The sequence below is a fragment of the Methylotenera sp. 1P/1 genome, assembly GCF_000384355.1.
Classification (GTDB): Bacteria; Pseudomonadota; Gammaproteobacteria; order Burkholderiales; family Methylophilaceae; genus Methylophilus.
In genome coordinates, this window is record NZ_ARWC01000001.1 from 2,683,656 (window position 1) to 2,703,575 (window position 19,920).

21 protein-coding genes are annotated in these 19,920 nt (G+C 46.8%); 9 read left to right on the forward strand and 12 right to left on the reverse strand.

Going from position 1 to position 19,920, the window contains the following annotated elements; genetic code table 11:
- Positions 1 to 44: 44 nt before the first annotated feature.
- The 8 genes from purL to A3Q3_RS0113095 form a co-directional block, all read right to left on the reverse strand.
- Entirely contained in the window at positions 45 to 3,980 is a 3,936-nt protein-coding gene (purL, locus tag A3Q3_RS0113065) for a phosphoribosylformylglycinamidine synthase (RefSeq protein ID WP_020184045.1), read from the reverse strand.
- Between the two features lie 127 nt (positions 3,981 to 4,107).
- On the reverse strand, positions 4,108 to 5,070 hold the full coding sequence (locus tag A3Q3_RS0113070; protein ID WP_020184046.1) for a glycosyltransferase: 963 nt from the start codon (positions 5,068 to 5,070) through the stop codon (positions 4,108 to 4,110).
- A gap of 122 nt (positions 5,071 to 5,192) precedes the next feature.
- On the reverse strand, positions 5,193 to 6,986 hold the full coding sequence (feoB, locus tag A3Q3_RS0113075; RefSeq protein WP_020184047.1) for a ferrous iron transport protein B: 1,794 nt from the start codon (positions 6,984 to 6,986) through the stop codon (positions 5,193 to 5,195).
- A gap of 9 nt (positions 6,987 to 6,995) precedes the next feature.
- On the reverse strand, positions 6,996 to 7,223 hold the full coding sequence (locus A3Q3_RS0113080) for a FeoA family protein (RefSeq protein WP_020184048.1): 228 nt from the start codon (positions 7,221 to 7,223) through the stop codon (positions 6,996 to 6,998).
- A gap of 121 nt (positions 7,224 to 7,344) precedes the next feature.
- Positions 7,345 to 8,160 carry a peptidylprolyl isomerase gene (locus A3Q3_RS0113085; protein ID WP_020184049.1) on the reverse strand — a complete coding sequence of 272 codons (816 nt, stop codon included), beginning with the start codon at positions 8,158 to 8,160 and terminating at the stop codon, positions 7,345 to 7,347.
- A 32-nt stretch (positions 8,161 to 8,192) separates the two neighbouring features.
- On the reverse strand, positions 8,193 to 8,471 hold the full coding sequence (locus tag A3Q3_RS14360; RefSeq protein WP_081623283.1) for a BolA family transcriptional regulator: 279 nt from the start codon (positions 8,469 to 8,471) through the stop codon (positions 8,193 to 8,195).
- Between the two features lie 3 nt (positions 8,472 to 8,474).
- Complete coding sequence (locus A3Q3_RS0113090; RefSeq protein WP_020184050.1) at positions 8,475 to 8,774, reverse strand: YciI family protein; 300 nt, start codon at positions 8,772 to 8,774, stop codon at positions 8,475 to 8,477.
- A gap of 1 nt (position 8,775) precedes the next feature.
- Positions 8,776 to 9,339, reverse strand: coding sequence for a septation protein A (locus tag A3Q3_RS0113095; RefSeq protein ID WP_020184051.1), 564 nt, complete (start codon positions 9,337 to 9,339; stop codon positions 8,776 to 8,778).
- 112 nt (positions 9,340 to 9,451) lie between these two features.
- Here A3Q3_RS0113095 and A3Q3_RS0113100 point away from each other — a divergent pair, with 112 nt between their 5' ends.
- From A3Q3_RS0113100 to scpB, 6 genes are all read left to right on the forward strand, one after another.
- Positions 9,452 to 10,306: a 3',5'-nucleoside bisphosphate phosphatase gene (locus tag A3Q3_RS0113100; RefSeq protein WP_020184052.1), complete on the forward strand. Its 855-nt coding sequence runs from the start codon at positions 9,452 to 9,454 to the stop codon at positions 10,304 to 10,306.
- Positions 10,307 to 10,344: 38 nt separating this feature from the next.
- Complete coding sequence (locus A3Q3_RS0113105; RefSeq protein ID WP_020184053.1) at positions 10,345 to 10,968, forward strand: L-threonylcarbamoyladenylate synthase; 624 nt, start codon at positions 10,345 to 10,347, stop codon at positions 10,966 to 10,968.
- Between the two features lie 38 nt (positions 10,969 to 11,006).
- Complete coding sequence (locus tag A3Q3_RS0113110) at positions 11,007 to 11,645, forward strand: site-2 protease family protein (RefSeq protein ID WP_020184054.1); 639 nt, start codon at positions 11,007 to 11,009, stop codon at positions 11,643 to 11,645.
- A gap of 114 nt (positions 11,646 to 11,759) precedes the next feature.
- Positions 11,760 to 12,962 carry a tryptophan--tRNA ligase gene (locus tag A3Q3_RS0113115; protein ID WP_020184055.1) on the forward strand — a complete coding sequence of 401 codons (1,203 nt, stop codon included), beginning with the start codon at positions 11,760 to 11,762 and terminating at the stop codon, positions 12,960 to 12,962.
- 9 nt (positions 12,963 to 12,971) lie between these two features.
- Positions 12,972 to 13,760 (forward strand): ScpA family protein, encoded by a 789-nt coding sequence (locus tag A3Q3_RS0113120; protein ID WP_020184056.1) that lies wholly within the window; start codon positions 12,972 to 12,974, stop codon positions 13,758 to 13,760.
- 10 nt (positions 13,761 to 13,770) lie between these two features.
- Positions 13,771 to 14,322: an SMC-Scp complex subunit ScpB gene (gene scpB, locus A3Q3_RS0113125; protein WP_020184057.1), complete on the forward strand. Its 552-nt coding sequence runs from the start codon at positions 13,771 to 13,773 to the stop codon at positions 14,320 to 14,322.
- A 17-nt stretch (positions 14,323 to 14,339) separates the two neighbouring features.
- Here scpB and A3Q3_RS0113130 read toward each other — a convergent pair whose 3' ends face one another.
- The 4 genes from A3Q3_RS0113130 to nadB form a co-directional block, all read right to left on the reverse strand.
- Positions 14,340 to 14,789 (reverse strand): hypothetical protein, encoded by a 450-nt coding sequence (locus tag A3Q3_RS0113130; protein WP_152604034.1) that lies wholly within the window; start codon positions 14,787 to 14,789, stop codon positions 14,340 to 14,342.
- Between the two features lie 112 nt (positions 14,790 to 14,901).
- Complete coding sequence (locus A3Q3_RS0113135) at positions 14,902 to 15,381, reverse strand: peptidylprolyl isomerase (protein WP_020184059.1); 480 nt, start codon at positions 15,379 to 15,381, stop codon at positions 14,902 to 14,904.
- 71 nt (positions 15,382 to 15,452) lie between these two features.
- Complete coding sequence (locus A3Q3_RS0113140) at positions 15,453 to 15,932, reverse strand: thermonuclease family protein (RefSeq protein ID WP_020184060.1); 480 nt, start codon at positions 15,930 to 15,932, stop codon at positions 15,453 to 15,455.
- Positions 15,933 to 15,937: 5 nt separating this feature from the next.
- The gene (gene nadB, locus A3Q3_RS0113145; protein WP_020184061.1) at positions 15,938 to 17,578 is read right to left on the reverse strand and encodes an L-aspartate oxidase; all 1,641 of its coding nucleotides are present in this window, start codon (positions 17,576 to 17,578) and stop codon (positions 15,938 to 15,940) included.
- 212 nt (positions 17,579 to 17,790) lie between these two features.
- Here nadB and rpoE point away from each other — a divergent pair, with 212 nt between their 5' ends.
- The 3 genes from rpoE to A3Q3_RS0113160 are packed head-to-tail and all read left to right on the forward strand — an operon-like array spanning position 17,791 to position 19,910.
- On the forward strand, positions 17,791 to 18,420 hold the full coding sequence (rpoE, locus tag A3Q3_RS0113150; protein WP_081623312.1) for an RNA polymerase sigma factor RpoE: 630 nt from the start codon (positions 17,791 to 17,793) through the stop codon (positions 18,418 to 18,420).
- Between the two features lie 39 nt (positions 18,421 to 18,459).
- A complete protein-coding gene (locus A3Q3_RS0113155) occupies positions 18,460 to 18,936 on the forward strand; it encodes a sigma-E factor negative regulatory protein (protein WP_020184063.1) in 477 nt (158 codons plus the stop codon).
- A 2-nt stretch (positions 18,937 to 18,938) separates the two neighbouring features.
- On the forward strand, positions 18,939 to 19,910 hold the full coding sequence (locus tag A3Q3_RS0113160; RefSeq protein WP_025223926.1) for a MucB/RseB C-terminal domain-containing protein: 972 nt from the start codon (positions 18,939 to 18,941) through the stop codon (positions 19,908 to 19,910).
- The last annotated feature ends 10 nt before the right edge of the window (positions 19,911 to 19,920 follow it).

Here is a 19,920-nt window from a genome sequence, read left to right on the forward strand (position 1 = left end):
ACTTATTATCTCCAAACCTTCTTTTTTTATGGCGCTTGATTGCATCAAGCAATAAATTTTCTTGCATTCCGGAACATACGCATCCAAGGACCGTCTTCTTGCCAATCATCTGGTCGCCATGAATGCTGCACCGCCCTAAACACCCTTTCAGGATGAGGCATCATAATACTAAAACGCCCATCTGTGGTGGTAAACCCTGTTAAACCCTGAGGCGATCCATTTGGGTTAAACGGATACACTTCAGTTGGCGTTGACGCATGGTCGATAAACCGCATCGTCGCTAACTTTTCATTAAGCACTGTTGTGACAGCGCTTTTGTCAGAAAATTCCGTAAAGCCTTCGCCATGTGCTACTGCAATTGGCATGCGGCTGCCGGCCATGCCATTAAAAAACATAGATGGTGATTCCAGCACTTCCACCATGGCAAAGCGTGCTTCAAATTGTTCGGATTTGTTGCGCACAAAATGCGGCCAGTGCGCGCTACCCGGAATAATGCTGTGCAAATTACTCATCATTTGGCAGCCGTTACATACGCCCAGTGCAAATGAATCTTGGCGGCTAAAAAACGCGCTGAACTCATCGCGTGCACGTGCATTGAATAGAATGGATTTTGCCCAGCCTTCGCCAGCCCCTAATACATCACCATAACTAAACCCGCCACAAGCGACTAGGCCCGCAAAGTCTTTGAGTGAGACACGCCCTGCAATCACGTCACTCATGTGGACATCAATGCTGTTAAAGCCAGCACGATCAAACGCAGCAGCCATTTCGGTCTGGCCATTAACGCCTTGCTCACGTAATACTGCCATGTTAGGGCGAGCACCCGTATTGATATAAGGCGCGGCAATATCTTCTTGCATATTAAAGGTCAGGTGTGCGTGCATGCCAGCATCCGCTTCATTCAGAATGCGGTCATACTCTTGCTGAGCACAAGCAGGATTATCACGCAGGCTTTGCATGTGGTACGTGGTTTCTGACCATGCGCGATGCAGGTTTACACGGCTATCTGCAAACTGTACTTGGTCTTTACTGATGTGAATTTGATGTCCATTGTTCACAGTGCCAATCAGGTGCGCGCAATGGCCAAGTGCATTGTTCAATTGCGCCAGAATCGCAGATGCATCACTGGCACGCACTTGCAACACAGCACCCAACTCCTCGTTAAACAATGCGCTGATGGCATCGCCTTGTAGCGTATTTAAATCCACATCAATACCACAGTGACCAGCAAAGGCCATTTCAGTGAGTGTAGCAAACAAGCCGCCATCACTACGGTCATGATAAGCCAGCAGTTTGTTGTCCGTATTGAGTGCTTGGATTTGTGTAAAGAACTGTTTGAGTTGCGCTGGGTTGTCTACATCAGGTGCTTGGTCGCCCAATTGGCTGTATACCTGCGCAAGTGAAGAGCCACCCATGCGGTTTTTACCATTGCCTAAATCAATTAAGATCAGTGATGTGTCACCTAGCTGTTTATTATCAACGCTTGTACGCAATTGCGGCGTCAATGTCTTGCGCACATCTTGCGTATTGGCAAAGGCAGAAATCACAAGCGAGATAGGCGAGGTGACTGCTTTCTTAGCGCCATCTTCTTCCCAAACCGTTTTCATACTCATCGAGTCTTTGCCAACTGGGATGCTGATGCCCAAGGCTGGACACAATTCCATGCCCACTGCTTTCACTGTGTTAAACAAGGCTGCATCTTCGCCGGCATGACCTGCAGGCGCCATCCAATTGGCAGACAGTTTTAAATTGCCGATATCGCTGATCCAGCTGGCAGCAATATTGGTGATGGCCTCACCAATCGCCATGCGGCCAGAGGCTGGTGCGTCGATCAGTGCAATCGGTGCTTTTTCACCAATGGCAAACGCTTCACCCACATTGGTTTGATAGCCAGCCAAGGTGACTGCCACATCGGCTACTGGCACTTGCCAAGGTCCGACCATTTGGTCACGTGCAATCAGACCTGTCACAGAGCGGTCACCGATGGTAATCAGGAATGTTTTATCTGCCACGCCGGGTAAGCGTAGCACGCGTGCGGCTGCCTCTTTCAAATCAATCTTGCTAGTATCGAATGCTGTTAATTGTTTGGGGGCGCTCTTGACATCACGTGTCATTTTAGGTGGCTTGCCCAGCAGTACAGAGAGTTCCATGTCCACCGGCTTATTGGCAAAGTGGCTGTCTTCCACCGTCAAGTGACGTGCTTCGGTCGCAATGCCGACAATCGCAAATGGGCAACGCTCACGGGCGCAAATGTCTTCAAACAACGCCAAGTTTTCTTTGGCTACGGCCATGACATAACGCTCTTGCGCTTCATTGCTCCACAGTTCGCGTGGGCTCATACCGGGTTCTTCGTTATTGACATTGCGTAGTTGGAATACAGCACCCACTTTGGCGTCGTTGACTAACTCCGGAAATGCATTTGAGATACCGCCTGCCCCCACGTCATGAATACTCACAATAGGGTTTTGATTGCCCAGTTGCCAGCAACGGTCGATGACTTCTTGCGCACGGCGTTGTAATTCCGGATTACCACGCTGTACCGAATCGAAATCCAGATTTTCAGTATTTGCACCGGTATCCATGCTAGATGCTGCGCCGCCGCCTAAGCCAATCAGCATGGCCGGGCCGCCCAGTTGAATCAGTGCCGCACCAGGTGGAATAGCATCTTTGAATGCGTGCTGGTCAGAAATATTGCCTACACCACCTGCTAACATAATGGGCTTGTGATAACCACGCACTTCGGCATTACCTTGTGCATCTTGTGCTTCAAGCTCAAAGGTGCGGAAATAGCCGGCAATATTGGGGCGGCCAAATTCATTGTTGTAAGCGGCGCCACCCAATGGGCCGTCTATCATGATTTGTAGCGGGGTAGCAATGCGGCTGGGTTTGCCGTAAGGTTTTTCCCAAGGCTGTTTGAGATCAGGCAAGTTGAGGTTAGACACAGAGAATCCGGTCAGTCCGGCTTTTGGTTTGGAGCCGATGCCTGTCGCACCTTCATCTCGAATCTCGCCACCTGCACCAGTGGCAGCGCCAGCAAATGGAGAAATGGCAGTAGGGTGGTTATGCGTTTCTACTTTCATCAAGTAGTGCATATCATCTTCTACAAAACGGTATTCGCCAGATTGGCTTGGGTAGAAACGTTGAGTTTTTTGGCCAGCCACAATAGATGAGTTGTCTGAGTAGGCAACCACCGTACTGCCCGGATTGAGCTTGTGCGTGTTGCGGATCATGCCAAACAGTGAGATTTCTTGCTGTACACCGTCAATCACCCAGTCTGCATTGAATATTTTGTGACGGCAGTGCTCAGAGTTCGCCTGTGCAAACATCATCAGCTCGACATCTGTCGGGTTGCGCCCCATTTTTTGATAATTTTCTAAGAGATAATCTACCTCATCTGGCGATAGCGCTAAACCCATCTCGTTATTGGCTGCCTCTAGCGCAGGTTTGCCGCCATGTAAAATATCAATCGTATTTAATGGTTTTGGTGCTGCGTGGTGATATAGCTTTTCTGCGTCTTGTAACTGGCTTACCACAGTTTCTGTCATGCGGTCATGAATCGCTGCTTTGAATGCGGCTTTTTCAGCATCGCTTAATGGTTGACCGTTTTGGGTGGTCACATAATACGCAATGCCGCGTTCAAGCCGTAAAATATTGTCCAGTCCACAATTGTTAGCAATGTCTGTAGCACGTGATGCCCAAGGCGAAATAGTGCCGATACGCGGGATGACCAAAAATAATTCACCGGCAGGTGTTTCGGTGGTGGTCGCCGGGCCGTAGGTTAAAATTTCTTTCAGTGTACTTTGGTCGCTGGCCGATAATGCATTGTCACTAAAGGCAAAGTGCACAAATTCGGTATAGAGATGTTGAATGCTTGGGACAGATTGCTTAAGGGTTGCGTAAAGTTTTTCGAGGCGAAATTGTGATAGCGCAGCGCTGCCACGCAGACTTAAACAGGAGGTGCTTGATTGGGTGCTGGACATGAATGTAAGTATTTAACTGGATTGATGATTTACAACCATTATTTTAGCAGAAAGCAGCACCACACACACTGCTGAAAATCATCGATAAGCATGCCAGCGCAACAACCGTTGGCTGAAGCGCCGCTAGCTAGTTGTTACCGACAAAGCCAAGTAGATTTTTGTGCTTGAGTATCAATACAATCAAACTGAGTAAGTCTTTACGCCGATAAAATGCGTATCTATTTTTGAACAGAATATATAGTTTTTTGAGCTTGCTGTTACCTTCAAACAGGTAAAGATATTCCGCGACCTGTTTCTTTGCAATACTTGTCCAATCAAGCGCACTAAAGTCTTTTTTAACATGGCGATAGTTGTTTAAACTCACCTGTAAAGTTGGGCTGATATCAGAAGATTCACTATCCTGTAATTTGGCGTCGTTACGTGCAATTGAGCTGGAGTTATGTTGACGGTAATACAGTAGATTGTCAGAGATAAATCCGCGTGCGCCGGTCAGTTCCGCAATCATCCCCAAATGGTAGTCGTAAGGTAGTTTTGCGCTAATTTTTCTGGATTCGTTATTCAATGCGCGATTGAATAGCGTGGAGCCACCTTGCACACTGTTGGCGATGATGATGCCGTTTAGCCCGGTTTTGAGGCCGCGTCTTCCAATGAATTGATCGCGTATGCTATTAAGTTGGCTATCCACAAAAGCAGAATCGGTGTGGACGAGTGCTGGTATTTTTTTTACGGTTTCGATGGATTGCAATAAGCGTAAGCTGCGTTCCAATTTCTTTGGAAACCATACGTCATCTTGATCGCACGCAGCAATATAGGGCTCATCGACTTTGTTGAATAAGTGAAAATAGGCTTGCACCACGCCCAAATTACCTAGCTGATCTTCCAGAAAAATAAAACGAGGATCTTGGGCAACATAGCGTTTGACGATGGTGGTGGATTCATCTTTTGAGCCGTCATCCCGAATATAACAGCGCCAGTTTTGATACGTCTGCGCAATCAGCGAATCCAGCTGTGCGGCAATATAGGCTTCACCGTTATAGGTCGATAATACAATGGCAATACGTTGAGATGCGTCATCTGAAGCAGCGGACATGAGCAGTCATTTCTAATTGTTAATTTTGAATTTACATACTAGCAAAAAATCGATGTCCTGCTAAGCGCTTTTGGTCTATGGCAGTAGCCCCATATGGGTAGTGCTAACCTTGCTGTTGCTTGCTATAGCCCGAGTGCGCGGGCGCCTTGGTAAAAGATAAAGCTGATGAGCCATGCGAGTGCCAGCGACCACACAATGGATAACCACATGAATCCACTACTTTTTGATTCACTTTTCATGGTGGCGATAGTCGATAAACAAGGGGTGTAGATCAGGGTGAACAGCATAAAGCTCATGCCTTGCACCCAGTCAATGTTCATCGCAATTTGCTGGCTGAGCGCGTCGCCTTGCAAGCCATAAATCACGGCAAGCGAGCCCACCACAATCTCTTTGGCTACGAAGCCAAAAATAAGCGCAATCGCTAGCTGTGTATCAATGCCAATCGGATTAAGCACAGGGGCGAATAGTTGTCCGATTTGGCCTGCCCAAGTAGCACTGCTGGCAGGAGCGACATTGGTTGGATAGTGCGTGAGCAACCAAACCAATACCACGCCAATAATAATAAATTTGGTGGCGCGACTTAAAAAGTGCTTCACTTCTTGCCAGCCACGTAGCCAGATTTGGCGCGGGGTTGGAAAGCGATAAGGCGGCAGCTCTAAGATAAATGGCTCGGTACTTTTGTATTGGTGTTTAAACAAGATGGCGGTTAAGAATATGGTAAAGAAGCTCACCATATACAGTGCAAACATGATGTAAGCGGCTTGGCTTGCGGCAAATAATGTCGCAATCATAAACAAGAATACTTGTAAGCGTGCAGAACACAATGAGAGCGGGATCACCAACATGGTGAGTAGGCGCATCGGGCGGCTACGCATCACGCGCGTGCCCATTAGTGCAGGAACGTTACAACCAAAACCCATCAGCACCATGACAAAACCGCGGCCATCCAAACCCATTTTGGCCATTAAAGTGTCCATTAAAAATGCGGCGCGAGATAAGTAGCCGCTATCTTCCACCATGCTCATTACTAAAAAGAACAGCACAATGATGGGCACAAATGCGGCTACGGTGCCGATGCCGTTATAAATGCCATCCAGCAGCAATCCATTGAGCCAAGCAGGTAAGCTGGCGAATACAGGTTCTAAGGCTGTCGTTCTGAATAATTCCAGCAACCAAGCCATGCCATCTTGTAACGGTTTGCCTGCGGTAAAAATAAATTGAAACAACAAAAACATAGCCAGAAAAAATAGCGGTAAGCCCAACCATGGGTGTAGCAATACACGGTCAATACGGTCAGTGGTTTCATCGTTCAGCTGGGTGGGCATTTGCACGGCATGTTTGACGATGTTATGCATGGTTTGCTCAATCTGAGTATCGACTTCGAGCAATTGCGCCACATGTGCGGGTGATGGCATGGTGCTGACCGGGGTGTTCAGCACCAGTGCGGCAGCCTGTAGGGCTTGTGGGCAGCCATCACCGTATTTAGCGCTAATGGTTTGGACGGGAAACCCTAATTGTGCCGCCATCGTTACTGTATCAATGGTAATGCCGGCGCGCTTGGCCTCATCTTGCATGTTAAGCAAGAGTAATGTGGGTAGGCCAAGCTGCTTAATTTGTAATGCCAGCGATAGTTGTCGGTCAATCTGCGAGCTGTTGAGCACAATCATGACCAGATCTACAGTGTGATTGCTTAAAAAATGGCGGACCACTTGCTCATCATCTGAGAAGCCATGTAAATCGTATAAGCCGGGCAAATCAATCAGCTCAGCAATGTGTCCGCCTAGCAAGATTTTTGCACTCATTAAATCAACAGTAATGCCAGGCCAGTTGCCCACGCGTGCTGATGCGCCACTTAAGCGATTAAATAATGTGGATTTCCCAGTATTGGGCATGCCCAGTAGTGCAATACGTTTCATGAGGTGTGCTTAAGCTAGATCAAGTTGGATACGTTGTGCTTCGGACTCACGCAAGATGATATCTGTTGCACCAATACGCACATGGAGCGGACCGTTAAAGCTTGCGCGACGAATCAGCGCAATCTGTTTGCCAATACGAAATCCTAACGCGTTAAGCCGTTGGTATAGCGCTTGCTCGGCATGAATCGCATGGATGGTGCCTTGTTGGCCCGGGATTAATTGGCTTAAAACGGTCATACGGATTATGAATAATCTAAATGATAATAGTTCTTAATTATGGCATAAATTCATGGGATACGGAAAATAAAAAAGCCTGCAGGTGCAGGCTTTTTTGATGGTAAGTGCCGTAGTACGGGTTTTATTTTTTCGCACCAGTGCTAGCGCCAGCCACTTCAATTTTTGCTTTGTCTTTCAGGCCCAGCATCATTTTTTCCAGCTTACGTTGTTGCAAAGTACGCTCTAAACCTTCTTTTACTTTGTCGTACGGTGGCACTTGTGTTGCGCGGGTGTCTACCATTTTAATTACGTGCCAGCCAAATTGTGTTTGTACTGGCGCTGTTGTCAACTCACCTTTTTTAAGTGCAATCACTGCATCGCTGAATGGTTTCACCATGCCTGCTGGAGAGAACCAACCTAAATCGCCACCTTTTTCTTTAGAGCCAGGGTCCAGTGATTTCTCTTTGGCTAATTTGGCAAAATCCGTACCTTTTTTAAGTTGTGCTAACACATCATTGGCTTCGGCTTCTGTTTTCACCAAGATATGACGTGCGTTATATTCTTTATCACCCAACTCTTTTTTGTATTGCTCGTAGGCTTCTTTTTTCTCGGCTTCAGACACAGGATTTTTCTTCATAAAGTCAGCAAGAAAAGCATTTACCAGCAATTTACGACGTGCCAGTTCTTCGTTAGCAATAAAGTCAGCTTGTTTATCAATGCCTAGTTTTTGCGCTTCTTGGTAAGCCAACTCAGAACCTACTAGCTCGTTAATGACTGCATTCTTCATGTTGTCATTTGGTTTTTGGCCACGTGCTTCCGCATCTTTTAATATGTAATCTACCCATACTTGTTTGATGGGTTTGCCGTTGACCGTTGCAGGGTCCGCAGCCAGTGTTGGTAGTGCCAGTGCTAGCGTGGAAAGTGCGGCAGTGGTAACTAAAATGTGTTTGATGTTCATGAGAGGTCCTCAGGGTAAAAGTAAAGTCTTGATTAGTTAGACATTGTTGTTATGGGGTCGCTTGGTGAAATTGCAAGTATGCTAATTGCATGAATTTTATGCGGAATTAAATCATTGATTGCTTGATACACCATTCTGTGACGCACGATCTGTGATTGATTCGAAAAGTGGGAGCTTACGATTTTTAGTTGAAAGTGTCCACCCCCCGTATTTCCAGCATGTCCTTTGTGCAAATCGCTTTGGTCAGTAAGTTCGAGTAGGCTGGGTTCCAAATTGTTCAATCTGGATTTGATTTCTTCTATCAGGTGCATGGTTTATGGTAGCGTTTTTCTAAAAGGTGATACTTTAACACTGGCATAGACCTGTTCTGTGACAAAAGGATCCGCATCAGCCCATGCTTGTGCTGCTTCTATATCATCGAACTCTGCAATGATTAAGCTGCCGGTGTAACCCGCGGGTCCCGGGTCAATGCTATCAATAGCGGGAAAAGGGCCGGCCAATAGCAGACGACCGGTGTTTTGTAATTCGGTGAGCCGTGCTAAATGCGCTGGCCTGGCTTTTAAGCGTTTATCCAGGCTGTTGGGGGTGTCCTCAGCCACAATTGCGTACCACATATTACTCTCCATCTTTCTGATTCGGGTCTTCATGATTCGGGTTAACCAAATAGGCTTTCAGCACCAAGGTTTGACCAATCATAAAAGCAAACATCAGTGAGGTGACGCCGAAGAGTTTGAAATTGACCCAAGCATTTTCGGTAAAGTGAAACGCAACATATAAATTAAGTATGCCTAATACCACCAAAAACAGAATCCACACCCAATTGAGTTTGTGCCAAACAGTGGCTGGTGGGTTTAATACTTTGTGCATCATTTGTTGAATCAAGTTTTTGTTAAAAAACTGATTCGAAACAAACAAGACTAAAGCGCCTATCCAATAAAGCGCGGTGGGTTTCCACATAATATAGGTCTTGTCATGCAGCAATAAAGTGATGCCGCCGAGTATGGAAATGATCGCGCCGTTGATGAGAAGCGCTTTATCTACGGTTTTGAATACTAGTTTGCTCCACAAAATAAGCGCGATGGTGGTGCCGATGGCGACTGCGGTGGCGACATAGATATCAAACAGCTTATAAGCCACAAAAAACAAAATGACGGGGAGTAAATCAAAAAAAATTTTCATGAATACACTTCAAAATACGTTGATATTGGATGGGGCTCAACTTTGGTTGCGCTATCGGTAATCCCTGTATTTTGCTATGATTTCTGCTTGATTGCAAAATACTTATGAGATTATGGCCGCATTAATTGATTTGCATTGCCATTCAACCATTTCGGATGGCTTGCTTCCACCAGAAGAGTTGGTAGCGCACGCCGCTGCGCGCGGGGTTAAAGTGCTTGGCTTGACTGACCATGATGATTTAGGTGGATTGGCCATTGCCAGAGAAGCGGCCAAACGTCATGGCATTGCCTTTGTGAATGGGGTGGAAATCTCCGTGACTTGGAAGCGCCGTACCTTGCATATCGTTGGTTTAAAGGTGGATGCGGATAATCAGGCCCTTAAAAATGCGCTGGCAGGCGTGCGTGATGCACGCGATGGGCGTGCCCGAGAAATTGCGGCAGGGTTGGCAAAAGTGGGGATTGCCGATGCTTACGAAGGCGCAAAATCCTTTGCCAAACAAAGCATTATGACGCGCAGCCATTTTGCACAGTTTTTGGTGCAAGCGGGTCACGCAAAAAATGTAAAAACTGTATTTAAAAAATATCTAGTCAAAGGTAAGCCCGGCTTTGTAGAACACCAATGGATGAGTTTAGAAGAGGCTGTCACGCTCATCAAACAAAGTGGAGGCTTTGCTGTGATTGCACACCCAGGCCGCTATGACTTAGGGTTTGTGAACATGCACTTGCTTATGCATGAGTTCAGAGGATATGGCGGCGACGCGATTGAAGTCGTCACAGGCAGCCACACGCCGCCGCAATATGATCAGTTTGCAAAAATTGCCCATCGTTTTAGTTTAAAAGCCTCGCAAGGTTCGGATTATCATGGTCCGGGCTTGTCTTATATGGAAATGGGCTACCTGCCTGATTTGCCGCATGGTTGTGTGCCGGTTTGGCAAGATTGGGAAGAGGCGCGGTTACTTAACGCTTAGCGGCAAGTGCTTGGCGGATATTCTTACACGCAATCCTTATGGCCCAGTATTTTGTGATTCATGCAGAAAATCCACAAACACGCTTGGTGAAACAAGCGGTGGATATTTTGCAAAACGGCGGTGTGATTGCTTATCCCACCGATTCAAGCTATGCCTTGGGTTGCGCGCTTGGCTTTAAAGAGGCGCAAACCAAGATTCGTAGTATTCGTGGCGTGGATGATAGCCATTTGTTTACATTAATGTGCCGCAATTTAAGTGAGTTGAGCACTTACGCCAAAGTGGATAATGCGCAATTCAGATTGCTCAAAGCCAATACGCCGGGCCCTTATACCTTTATTTTAGAGGCCAGCCGTGAAGTGCCGCGCCGTCTTTTGCATGCTAAACGCAGTACGATTGGACTACGTGTGCCGGAGCATGCTGTGACACAAGCGCTGCTTGAAGCATTGGATGCGCCCTTACTCAGCATGACCTTGCAGTTACCTGGCGATGATGCGCCGTTGAATATTGCCTGGGAAATCCGTGAGCAATTGGAACATCAATTGGATTTGGTGATTGACTCAAGCCTGGCGCAGGCGGGTGAGACTACTGTGGTGGATTTAACAGGTGCATCGCCGGAAGTGATCAGGCAAGGTATAGGCACCATCGACGTACTGGGGATATGAGTACGCTTGGTTTATAGATTAATTAGGGATATCAACACTTGGAACTGACCGTTGTACAAAAAATAGCCGTATACGCGCTACCTATCTTATTTGCCATTACGGTGCATGAGGCGGCACATGGTTACGCTGCCAAATATTTTGGCGATCTAACAGCCGAAAGAATGGGCAGGATCAGCCTGAATCCACTTAAACATATCGATCCATTTGGCACGATTATCTTGCCTGCATTAACGGTGATGCTTGGCGGTATATTATTTGGCTGGGCCAAGCCGGTACCTGTTAACTTTGCTAATTTACGCAATCCAAAAAAAGACATGTTTTGGGTGGCAGCAGCAGGCCCGGCCTCAAATTTCGTCATGGCGATTTTTTGGGCATTACTACTGAGTTATGCTAATTATGCGCCCAATACGGCCATCAATTTTTTAGCGGAAATGAGCTTGGCGGGTATCTCGATTAACTTAGTGCTGATGGTGTTGAATTTGCTGCCGATGCCGCCTTTAGACGGCGGACGTATTGCAGTGAGCTTGCTGCCTACGCCGATGGCGATTCAATTGGCACGTCTAGAACAATACGGTTTTATTATTTTGATTGTGCTGATGTTCACCGGCATTTTAGGCAAAATTATTTCGCCCATCATTCACTTATTTGAACGACTTATTTATATGATATTTATGTAGTCGCATAGGTGTGGTTGTCGCTGTAATCATGTATAAAAGCATGTGTAATTGAATAAGCATAATTTATAATTGGCTTTATTTTCAGAATTTAATTTTCTTTGGGTTTGAATCACTATGGCGGTCGAACGCGTTTTATCTGGCATGCGCCCTACAGGGCAGTTGCATTTGGGGCATTATCATGGCGTACTTAAAAATTGGTTACGTCTGCAACACGAGCATGAATGTTTATTTTTTGTAGCCGATTGGCATGCGCTCACCACGCATTACGACACACCGGAAGTGATTGAAGAAAGCGTTTGGGACATGGTGATTGATTGGTTGGCGGCAGGGGTCGATCCGGCCAATGCCACCATTTTTATTCAGTCGCGTGTGCCTGAGCATGCAGAGCTATATACCTTGCTCTCTATGATGACGCCGCTCAGCTGGCTGGAACGCGTACCCACCTATAAAGATCAGCAAGAAAAACTGAGTAACAAAGACTTATCGACCTATGGTTTTTTAGGGTACCCCTTGCTGCAAAGCGCAGATATTTTGATTTACAAAGCCACGCAAGTGCCGGTAGGTGAAGACCAAGTGCCGCATATTGAACTGACGCGCGAAATTGCCAGACGGTTTAACCATATTTATGGGCGTGAAAAAGGCTTTGAAGAAAAAGCAGAAGCGGCTATTAAGAAATTAGGCTCCAAGCGTGCCGCCTTGTATGAAGAAATGCGTGCCGCCTATCAAGAAAGCGGCGATGAGGAAGCGTTGGAATCGGCGCGCGCCATGATTGAAGAGCAACAAGGCATGAGCATGGGCGATAAAGAGCGCTTGCTGGGCTACTTAGAGGGCGGCGGCAAGATTATCTTGGTGGAGCCTGATTACAAGCTAACCCCGGCTTCTAAAATGTTTGGTTTGGATGGTCAAAAAATGTCCAAGTCTTACAACAACACCATTTCACTGCGCGAGCCGATTGATGTGGTTGCCAAGAAAATCAAAACCATGCCGACAGACCCGGCCCGTATTCGCCGCACAGATCCGGGTGATCCTGCCAAATGCCCAGTATGGCAATTGCATGAAGTCTATTCAGATGACAAAGTGAAAGAGTGGGTACAACAAGGCTGTAAATCGGCATCTATTGGCTGTATTGAATGTAAGCAACCTGTGATTGATGGTGTGGTCCATGAGTTGAAGCCAATTCAAGAGCGTGCAGCTGAATATGCCGAAGACCCAACATTGGTCAAAAATATCGTCGCTGAAGGCTGCGAAAAAGCACGTAAATTAGCACGCGAAACCATGCGTGAAGTACGCGACGTCATGGGTTTGAATTACAGCTAGATTGCACGCATGATAGAAGCGCCGATTCATGCCAAAATCAACGGAGAAACGCTGAATGCGTTGCCTCAGGATTTATATATCCCGCCGGATGCACTGGAAGTCTATTTGGAGACTTTTGAAGGCCCGCTGGATTTATTGCTGTACCTGATTCGCAAGCATAATCTAGATATTCTGGATATCCCGATGGCACAATTGACCGTGCAATATATGGGCTATGTAGACAAAATGAAAGTCATCAAGCTAGAGTTGGCAGCAGACTATTTATTGATGTCGGCCATGTTGATTGAGATTAAGTCACGCATGCTCTTGCCTAAACCTACAGAAGTGGCAGAAGAAGACGATCCGCGTGCAGAGTTGGTGCGTAGATTGATGGAATACGAAGCGATTAAACTGGCAGCGCAGCGTTTAGATGCTATGCCGATGGTGGGCGCGGAGATTCAGGTGGCTTCAGCTTACTATCAGCACATTAGCCAAGTAAAGCCGCCGGAAGTTAGTTTAGATGACCTATTGGATGCTTGGAAAAACGTATTGAAGCGCGCAAAGCTGAATCAGCATCATAAATTGGGGCGTGCCGAGCTTTCCGTGCGCGAGCATATGAGCCAGATTTTGCGCCGTTTGAATGCTGAGAAAATGGTAGAGTTTTCGGCGCTGTTTGTGATGGATGATGCCGCATTGCCTAAATTGGTCGTGCATTTTCTGGCTATATTAGAGCTAGCCAAAGAAGGGTTGATACGCATTACGCAACAAGCCGCATTTAGCCCCATTTATTTACAATTGCACTCAATAACAGTTGAATAGGCGCACTTGAATGAAAGAGCTGAATAATATTCAAGAAATGAAGCAAGTGCTAGAAGCTGCCTTGCTGACAGCGGGTTTGCCATTAAGTCTGGACGACTTACTGAAATTGTTTGCAGGCAAAATGGAGCGCACTACGCTGCGTATGTTGCTGGATGAGCTCAAGCAAGATTGGGCAGATAAAACCTTAGATTTAGTCCAGGTTGCAAGTGGATATCGCTTTCAAGCCAAAGCACAATACAGTGAATACATTGCACGCTTGAATCCTGATCGGCAGCCTAAATACTCACGCGCGGTGATGGAAACATTGGCCATTATTGCGTATCGTCAGCCGGTAACACGCGGTGACATTGAGCAGATTCGCGGTGTTGCGGTCAACCCAAACGTGATTCGTCAACTACAAGAGCGCGAATGGATTGATGTCGTTGGACAGCGTGAGGTGCCTGGGCGTCCATCGCTGTATGCCACAACGAAATTCTTTTTGGATGATTTAAACCTGAGATCGTTGGCAGAGTTGCCACCGTTTGAAGAGTTTACGCAGGCTGAAATTCCATTAGCCGAGTAGTGCTGTGGAGTACGGCGCTATTTCCACTTAAAAAACAAGGCAAATGCAATCAAGCCGGCCGTAAGTAAAATCAGGGCTAATGCCAGTAAATAGTTGTTCTCTTGTTTGTAGATTTTTTCCGCTTTAGCATCTTCCGCTTTTACCTCCGCAAGCACCTCCTCTTTGCTGTTGTTTGCATTGGCTGCACCTAAGTCCGAACGGTTTTGAGAAGGTTGTGCGCGTGCGACGATATGTAATTCGTCACGTTCCGCTACAGGAGCAGTAACAGGCGCCTCAGGCAACGTGCTGCTCGACATATGCGTCGATAAGCTCAGTTTTGGGTTTGCAATATGGGGAGCCGCGATTTGGATGTTTTTTTCGGTCGCGGTGTTGCTGAGCGGGGCGCTGATATGCTCTTTGGAGAGCGCCGGTGTACCTAAATGATTTTTGACTGGTTCTAGGCTGGCATGGCTCAGTTGTATGCACAATATGAAGGTTGCACATAAGAAAAAACCATGACAGCAACACGTGGCAATCAAATTGCGCAGCGTGTGCTGTAATAGCTGGTGAAAGCGATTCAAGGTTAAAAAACCCTAGCGATTAATGGTGATGTCCACCTGCGCCATGTACGTGTTGATGTGATACTTCTTCTTGGTTGGCTGCCCTGACTGCAGTGATTTTAGCCGTAAATAACAAGCGCTCACCTGCCCATGGATGATTGCCATCTACCACTACTTTGCCGTCAGCAATTTCAGTGATTGTATATAAAATCACATCACCGGTTTCGTCTTCGCCTTCAAACTGCATCCCAACTTTTAAATCTTTGCTTGGGAAAGCAGCGGCAGGTTCAATTTGTACTAGTGCTTCATCATATTCGCCAAATGCATCCACTGGCTCTAGGCTTACTTCAACTGTGTCACCAATGTTTTTACCATGCATGGCTTCTTCCACTTTTGGGAAAATGTTGTCGTAGCCACCATGTAAATAAGCAACAGGATCGGTACTAGATTCGAGCACTTGGCCATCGCTGTTTTTAAGTTCATAGGTCATGGTAACAACTGTATTCATGGCAACTTGCATGGATTTTCCTAACTGATAATAAATGATATTGAAATATAAAAGGATTTTAATCTATTTGCGCTAAAAGTGCTTTAGTTGCGCGTATGTTTTTGTCGCCACACCCAAGGAGGTATAGGTCGTTTTTGCTTCCAAAGCCCGCGCCGCGCATGGCGCGCATCTTCTTCGGTGGTTTGTAAATAGAGGTTGCTGGAGTAACGCGCATTAAACCAAGCATGTCCTTCCGTAATCATAAATTCACTTACCGGGATATTGTTACAGGATAAATAACCAAGGTCACGCTGGTATTTATCTATGCCGATAAGCTGCACCGAAATGTCTGCATGTTTGCATAGCTTGATGAGCGCGCGTCTGGCTTGCTTGCCATATTTCTGGTTGCGCTCTGGCGCGTCGATATCGGTAATTCTGAGTTTGTATAGACGATCACCGTCTTGGATTTTGACCGTATCGCCATCGTACACCTGCTTAATGACTGGCGTTGCCCAAGCGGCTACGCTGAAACTAAATAGCCATCCAATAGCTAGGAGAATCGTAAACCGAATAAATGCCGCCATGCTAGTTAATGTAAATGAGCCGCCGTGGTTGGATGGCCGTGCGTGCTATCCAGCAAGCTATAATCTGCTGCCGGTTCGAGCACGGTGGGGACTGCCTCAGCGAGTAACTCTGGATAATCTTTGCTGTAATGCAGACCGCGGCTTTCGTGGCGCTCAATTGCGCTCAATACAATGAGTTCGGCAACTTGTAACAAGTTGCGTAGCTCAATTAAATCGTTGCTGATTCTAAAGTTACTATAGAACTCATGCACTTCGTCTCGTAGCATATAAATACGGTGCAAGGCACGGCTTAGGCGTTTGTTGGTGCGCACAATGCCTACATAGTTCCACATAAACCGGCGTAACTCGTTCCAAGTGTGCGTAATCAAGACCTCTTCATCCGCATCTGTCACACGGCTTTCATCCCATGCCGGTAATGGCATGAATGCCTGTTGTGCGTTCTGCATGATATGGTTGGCTGCTGCTTGGCTAAATACCAAGCACTCCAACAATGAATTGCTGGCTAGGCGGTTTGCACCATGCAGGCCGGTGCAGGCGGTTTCGCCAATGGCGTATAAGCAGTCAATATCAGTACGACCATGCGCATCTGTCATCACGCCACCACAGCTATAATGCGCAGCCGGCACAACGGGAATCGGCTGTTGCGTGATGTCGATACCTAGCTCCAGACAGCGTTTGTAAATAGTGGGGAAGTGGCTCTGAATAAACTCGGCTGGCTGGTGTGAAATATCTAGATAGACACAATCCAAGCCACGTTTTTTCATCTCAAAGTCAATGGCGCGCGCGACCACATCGCGCGGGGCTAGCTCTTCACGCGCATCATGTGCAGGCATAAATCGGGTGCCATCCGGCAATTTAAGTTGGCCGCCTTCGCCGCGTACTACTTCAGAAATCAAAAAGGATTTGGCGTGTGGATGGTACAAGCAGGTAGGGTGGAATTGAATAAACTCCATATTGGCCACTCGACAGCCTGCACGCCACGCCATGGCAATGCCATCGCCAGTGCTGACATCAGGGTTAGTGGTATATAAATACACTTTGCCAGCACCGCCGGTAGCCAGCGCGGTGTGCTGTGCTGCAATAGTAATGACTTTGCCGGTGTCGTTGTCTAACACATAAGCACCTAAACACCGGTTGCTTGAGGCAGCTAGCCCTAGCTTTTTAGTGGTGATTAAATCGACAGCAATATGATTTTCTAACAGCGTAATATTGGCGTGCTCACGGATACGTTCCGTCAGTGTTTTTTGTACGGCATTGCCAGTGGCATCGGCCACATGAAAAATACGTCGATGACTGTGGCCGCCTTCGCGTGTCAGGTGGTAGCCGCTATCATCAGATTCGCGCGTAAAGTGCACGCCTTGCTGGATAAGCCACTCAATGGTTTCACGGCCTTTTTCTGCCACCATGCGTGTCACTGCTTGGTCACACAATCCGGCACCGGCAATCAAGGTGTCTTCGATGTGCGCTTCAATGGAGTCTTCACTATTTAATACTGCGGCGATACCGCCCTGTGCCCAACTACTGGCACTGTCGGTAATCTCACGCTTGCTGACTAAACACACTTTTTTGCTATCGGCAATTTTCAGTGCCAATGTTAATCCGGCAAGGCCGCTCCCGATAATCAGGACATCAAATTGATTATTCATACATCTTAATTTTAGTGAACTATTGGAAGTTTAACTGTGTCTCTACATAAGAGCTAGCGATGCATGTTAAATCATGTGTAAATAAGATAGGGGAAGAGAAAATGCTACAAACAGGTAAAATTGAGGAATTAACCCGATCAGGCTTCGTGGAAAGCCCCGCGAAGGCGTATACTACTGGCTACAAAAAAACCACAAACGGGAGCGACGCCGCTATGGCGGAAAAGCCAGTGCAAAACCCAAGCGCTGAGAATCGAGAGTTAGACCAAGTGTTGGTCTTACGTGCACAGCAAGGCGATAAAAGAGCATTCGGCTTGTTGGTGGAAAAATACCATCGTAAATTAGGCCGGTTACTTTCACGCATGATTCGCGATCAAGCGGAAGTGGAAGACGTGGTGCAAGAGTCTTTTATTAAGGCCTACCGCGCTTTGCACAACTTTAGGGGTGATAGCGCGTTTTATACTTGGTTGTACCGTATTGGCATCAACACGGCTAAAAACTATTTGGTCTCCATGGGCCGCAAGCCGCAAGTGATGCAAGATGTTGAAATTGAAGATGTAGAAAATTTTGACGAAGGCATTGAAATGCGCACCATGGACACGCCGGAAACAGCGTTGATGACCAAAGAGATTGCGCAAACCGTGAATGATACGATTGCCAATTTGCCAGATGAGTTACGTACGGCGATTACTTTGCGCGAGCTGGAAGGGCTAAGTTACGAAGACATTGCCTCAATTATGCAATGCCCAATTGGTACTGTGCGCTCACGTATTTTTAGAGCACGCGAGACCATTGCATTAAAATTGCGTCCGTTGTTAGATACACCTGAGCACAAACGTTGGTAATTTTGTTGAATATGATAAAGATAGAAGTACGGGGTTAGTATGAAAGAACAGTTATCAGCCTTGATTGACGGCGAATTTGATACGCACAACGCGGATCATCTTTTGATTGTTGCAAAGTCCGATGGTGAGCTACGACGCGCGTGGAACGAGTACCATATGATTGGCGATGTGATGCGCGGGGATGTTGTGTTGCATCGTAACGTGGCCGGCCGAATTCTGGAGGCACTGGACGAAGAGCCTACTGTGATTGCGCCAGCCATGGTGAAGGCATCGCGTACGGATACCAAGCAACCATTTTTTAAGAAGACTGCATTTTGGTCAGTTGCTGCATCCGTCACGGCGGTGATGTTTGTCGGACTCATGTTGTTGCAACAACAAAAGGCGGAACAGACACTGGTCAATCCAATTGAAATTGCAGAAAGTATGCCCAGTGAATACTTAGCTGCGCACCAAACGTATGCGCCTAACAGTGCCGCGTACTATATTCAAAGCGCCTCATATACGGAGCAACGTTAATAATGCTTAGATGGATGTTGGCTTGCGGCTTGTGCTGCGCGAGCCTTAATATTCAGGCCTCCGAAGACCCTTGGTTAGCATTACAGAAAACCGCTTTTGCAGCGCGCGAACTTAACTATCAAGGCGTATTTGTCTATCAAAATGGTAATCAAATACGTTCAGTACAAATCACCCACATGAACAATGCCGGACGCGAACTGACCCGTAATGTGGTCCTGGATGGTCAGCCACGTGAAGTATTTAGTGAAGGCAGTGATATTGTCATTTTTAATGCAAAAAATAACAAAGTGGTGATTGAAAAGCGCCGCGGTCAAAATTTATTTCCAGCCATGTTGCCCACTAATCTAGATGTGATTAAATCTAGCTATATCGCAAAACTTGGCGCTGTAGAACGGATTGCGGGGCGCGATGCACAAATCATTGATTTGGTGCCCAATGATAACTTTCGCTATTCGTATCGAATATGGTCTGATGCCGAATTTGGTTTGCTGTTGAAAATGACGCTGCTGGATAATCAAAACCGTGCGATTGAGCAGATAGGCTTTACGCAGCTGAGCATGCTCAATACGCATGAATTAGATTGGTTCCAACCCAAAATCGACTTATCCAAACAGTATGTAATGGAAGACGAGACCACGGTTAACCATGTCTCCAATAATTGGGTAGTGGCGAATTTACCGCCCGGATATCGTAAGATCGATCATATTGAGCATATTGTGCCCGGCAAGTCAGGCATTGTGAATCAAGTCATTTTTTCAGATGGTATTGCCTCGGTTTCTGTCTTTATCGAACCCCTTAAAAAGGGCATGCGTGCCAAAACAGGTCACAAAGTAGTGGGGTCGACCAATATTTGTGCGCATGTGATAGATGGCTATCAAGTGATTGTGGTGGGCGAAGTGCCAGCACAAACCGTGCAGCAAATTGCAAAAGCCATCAGCTTTAACAAGCAACCTACCACCACTGCCAATAAATAATTGTTGTTGA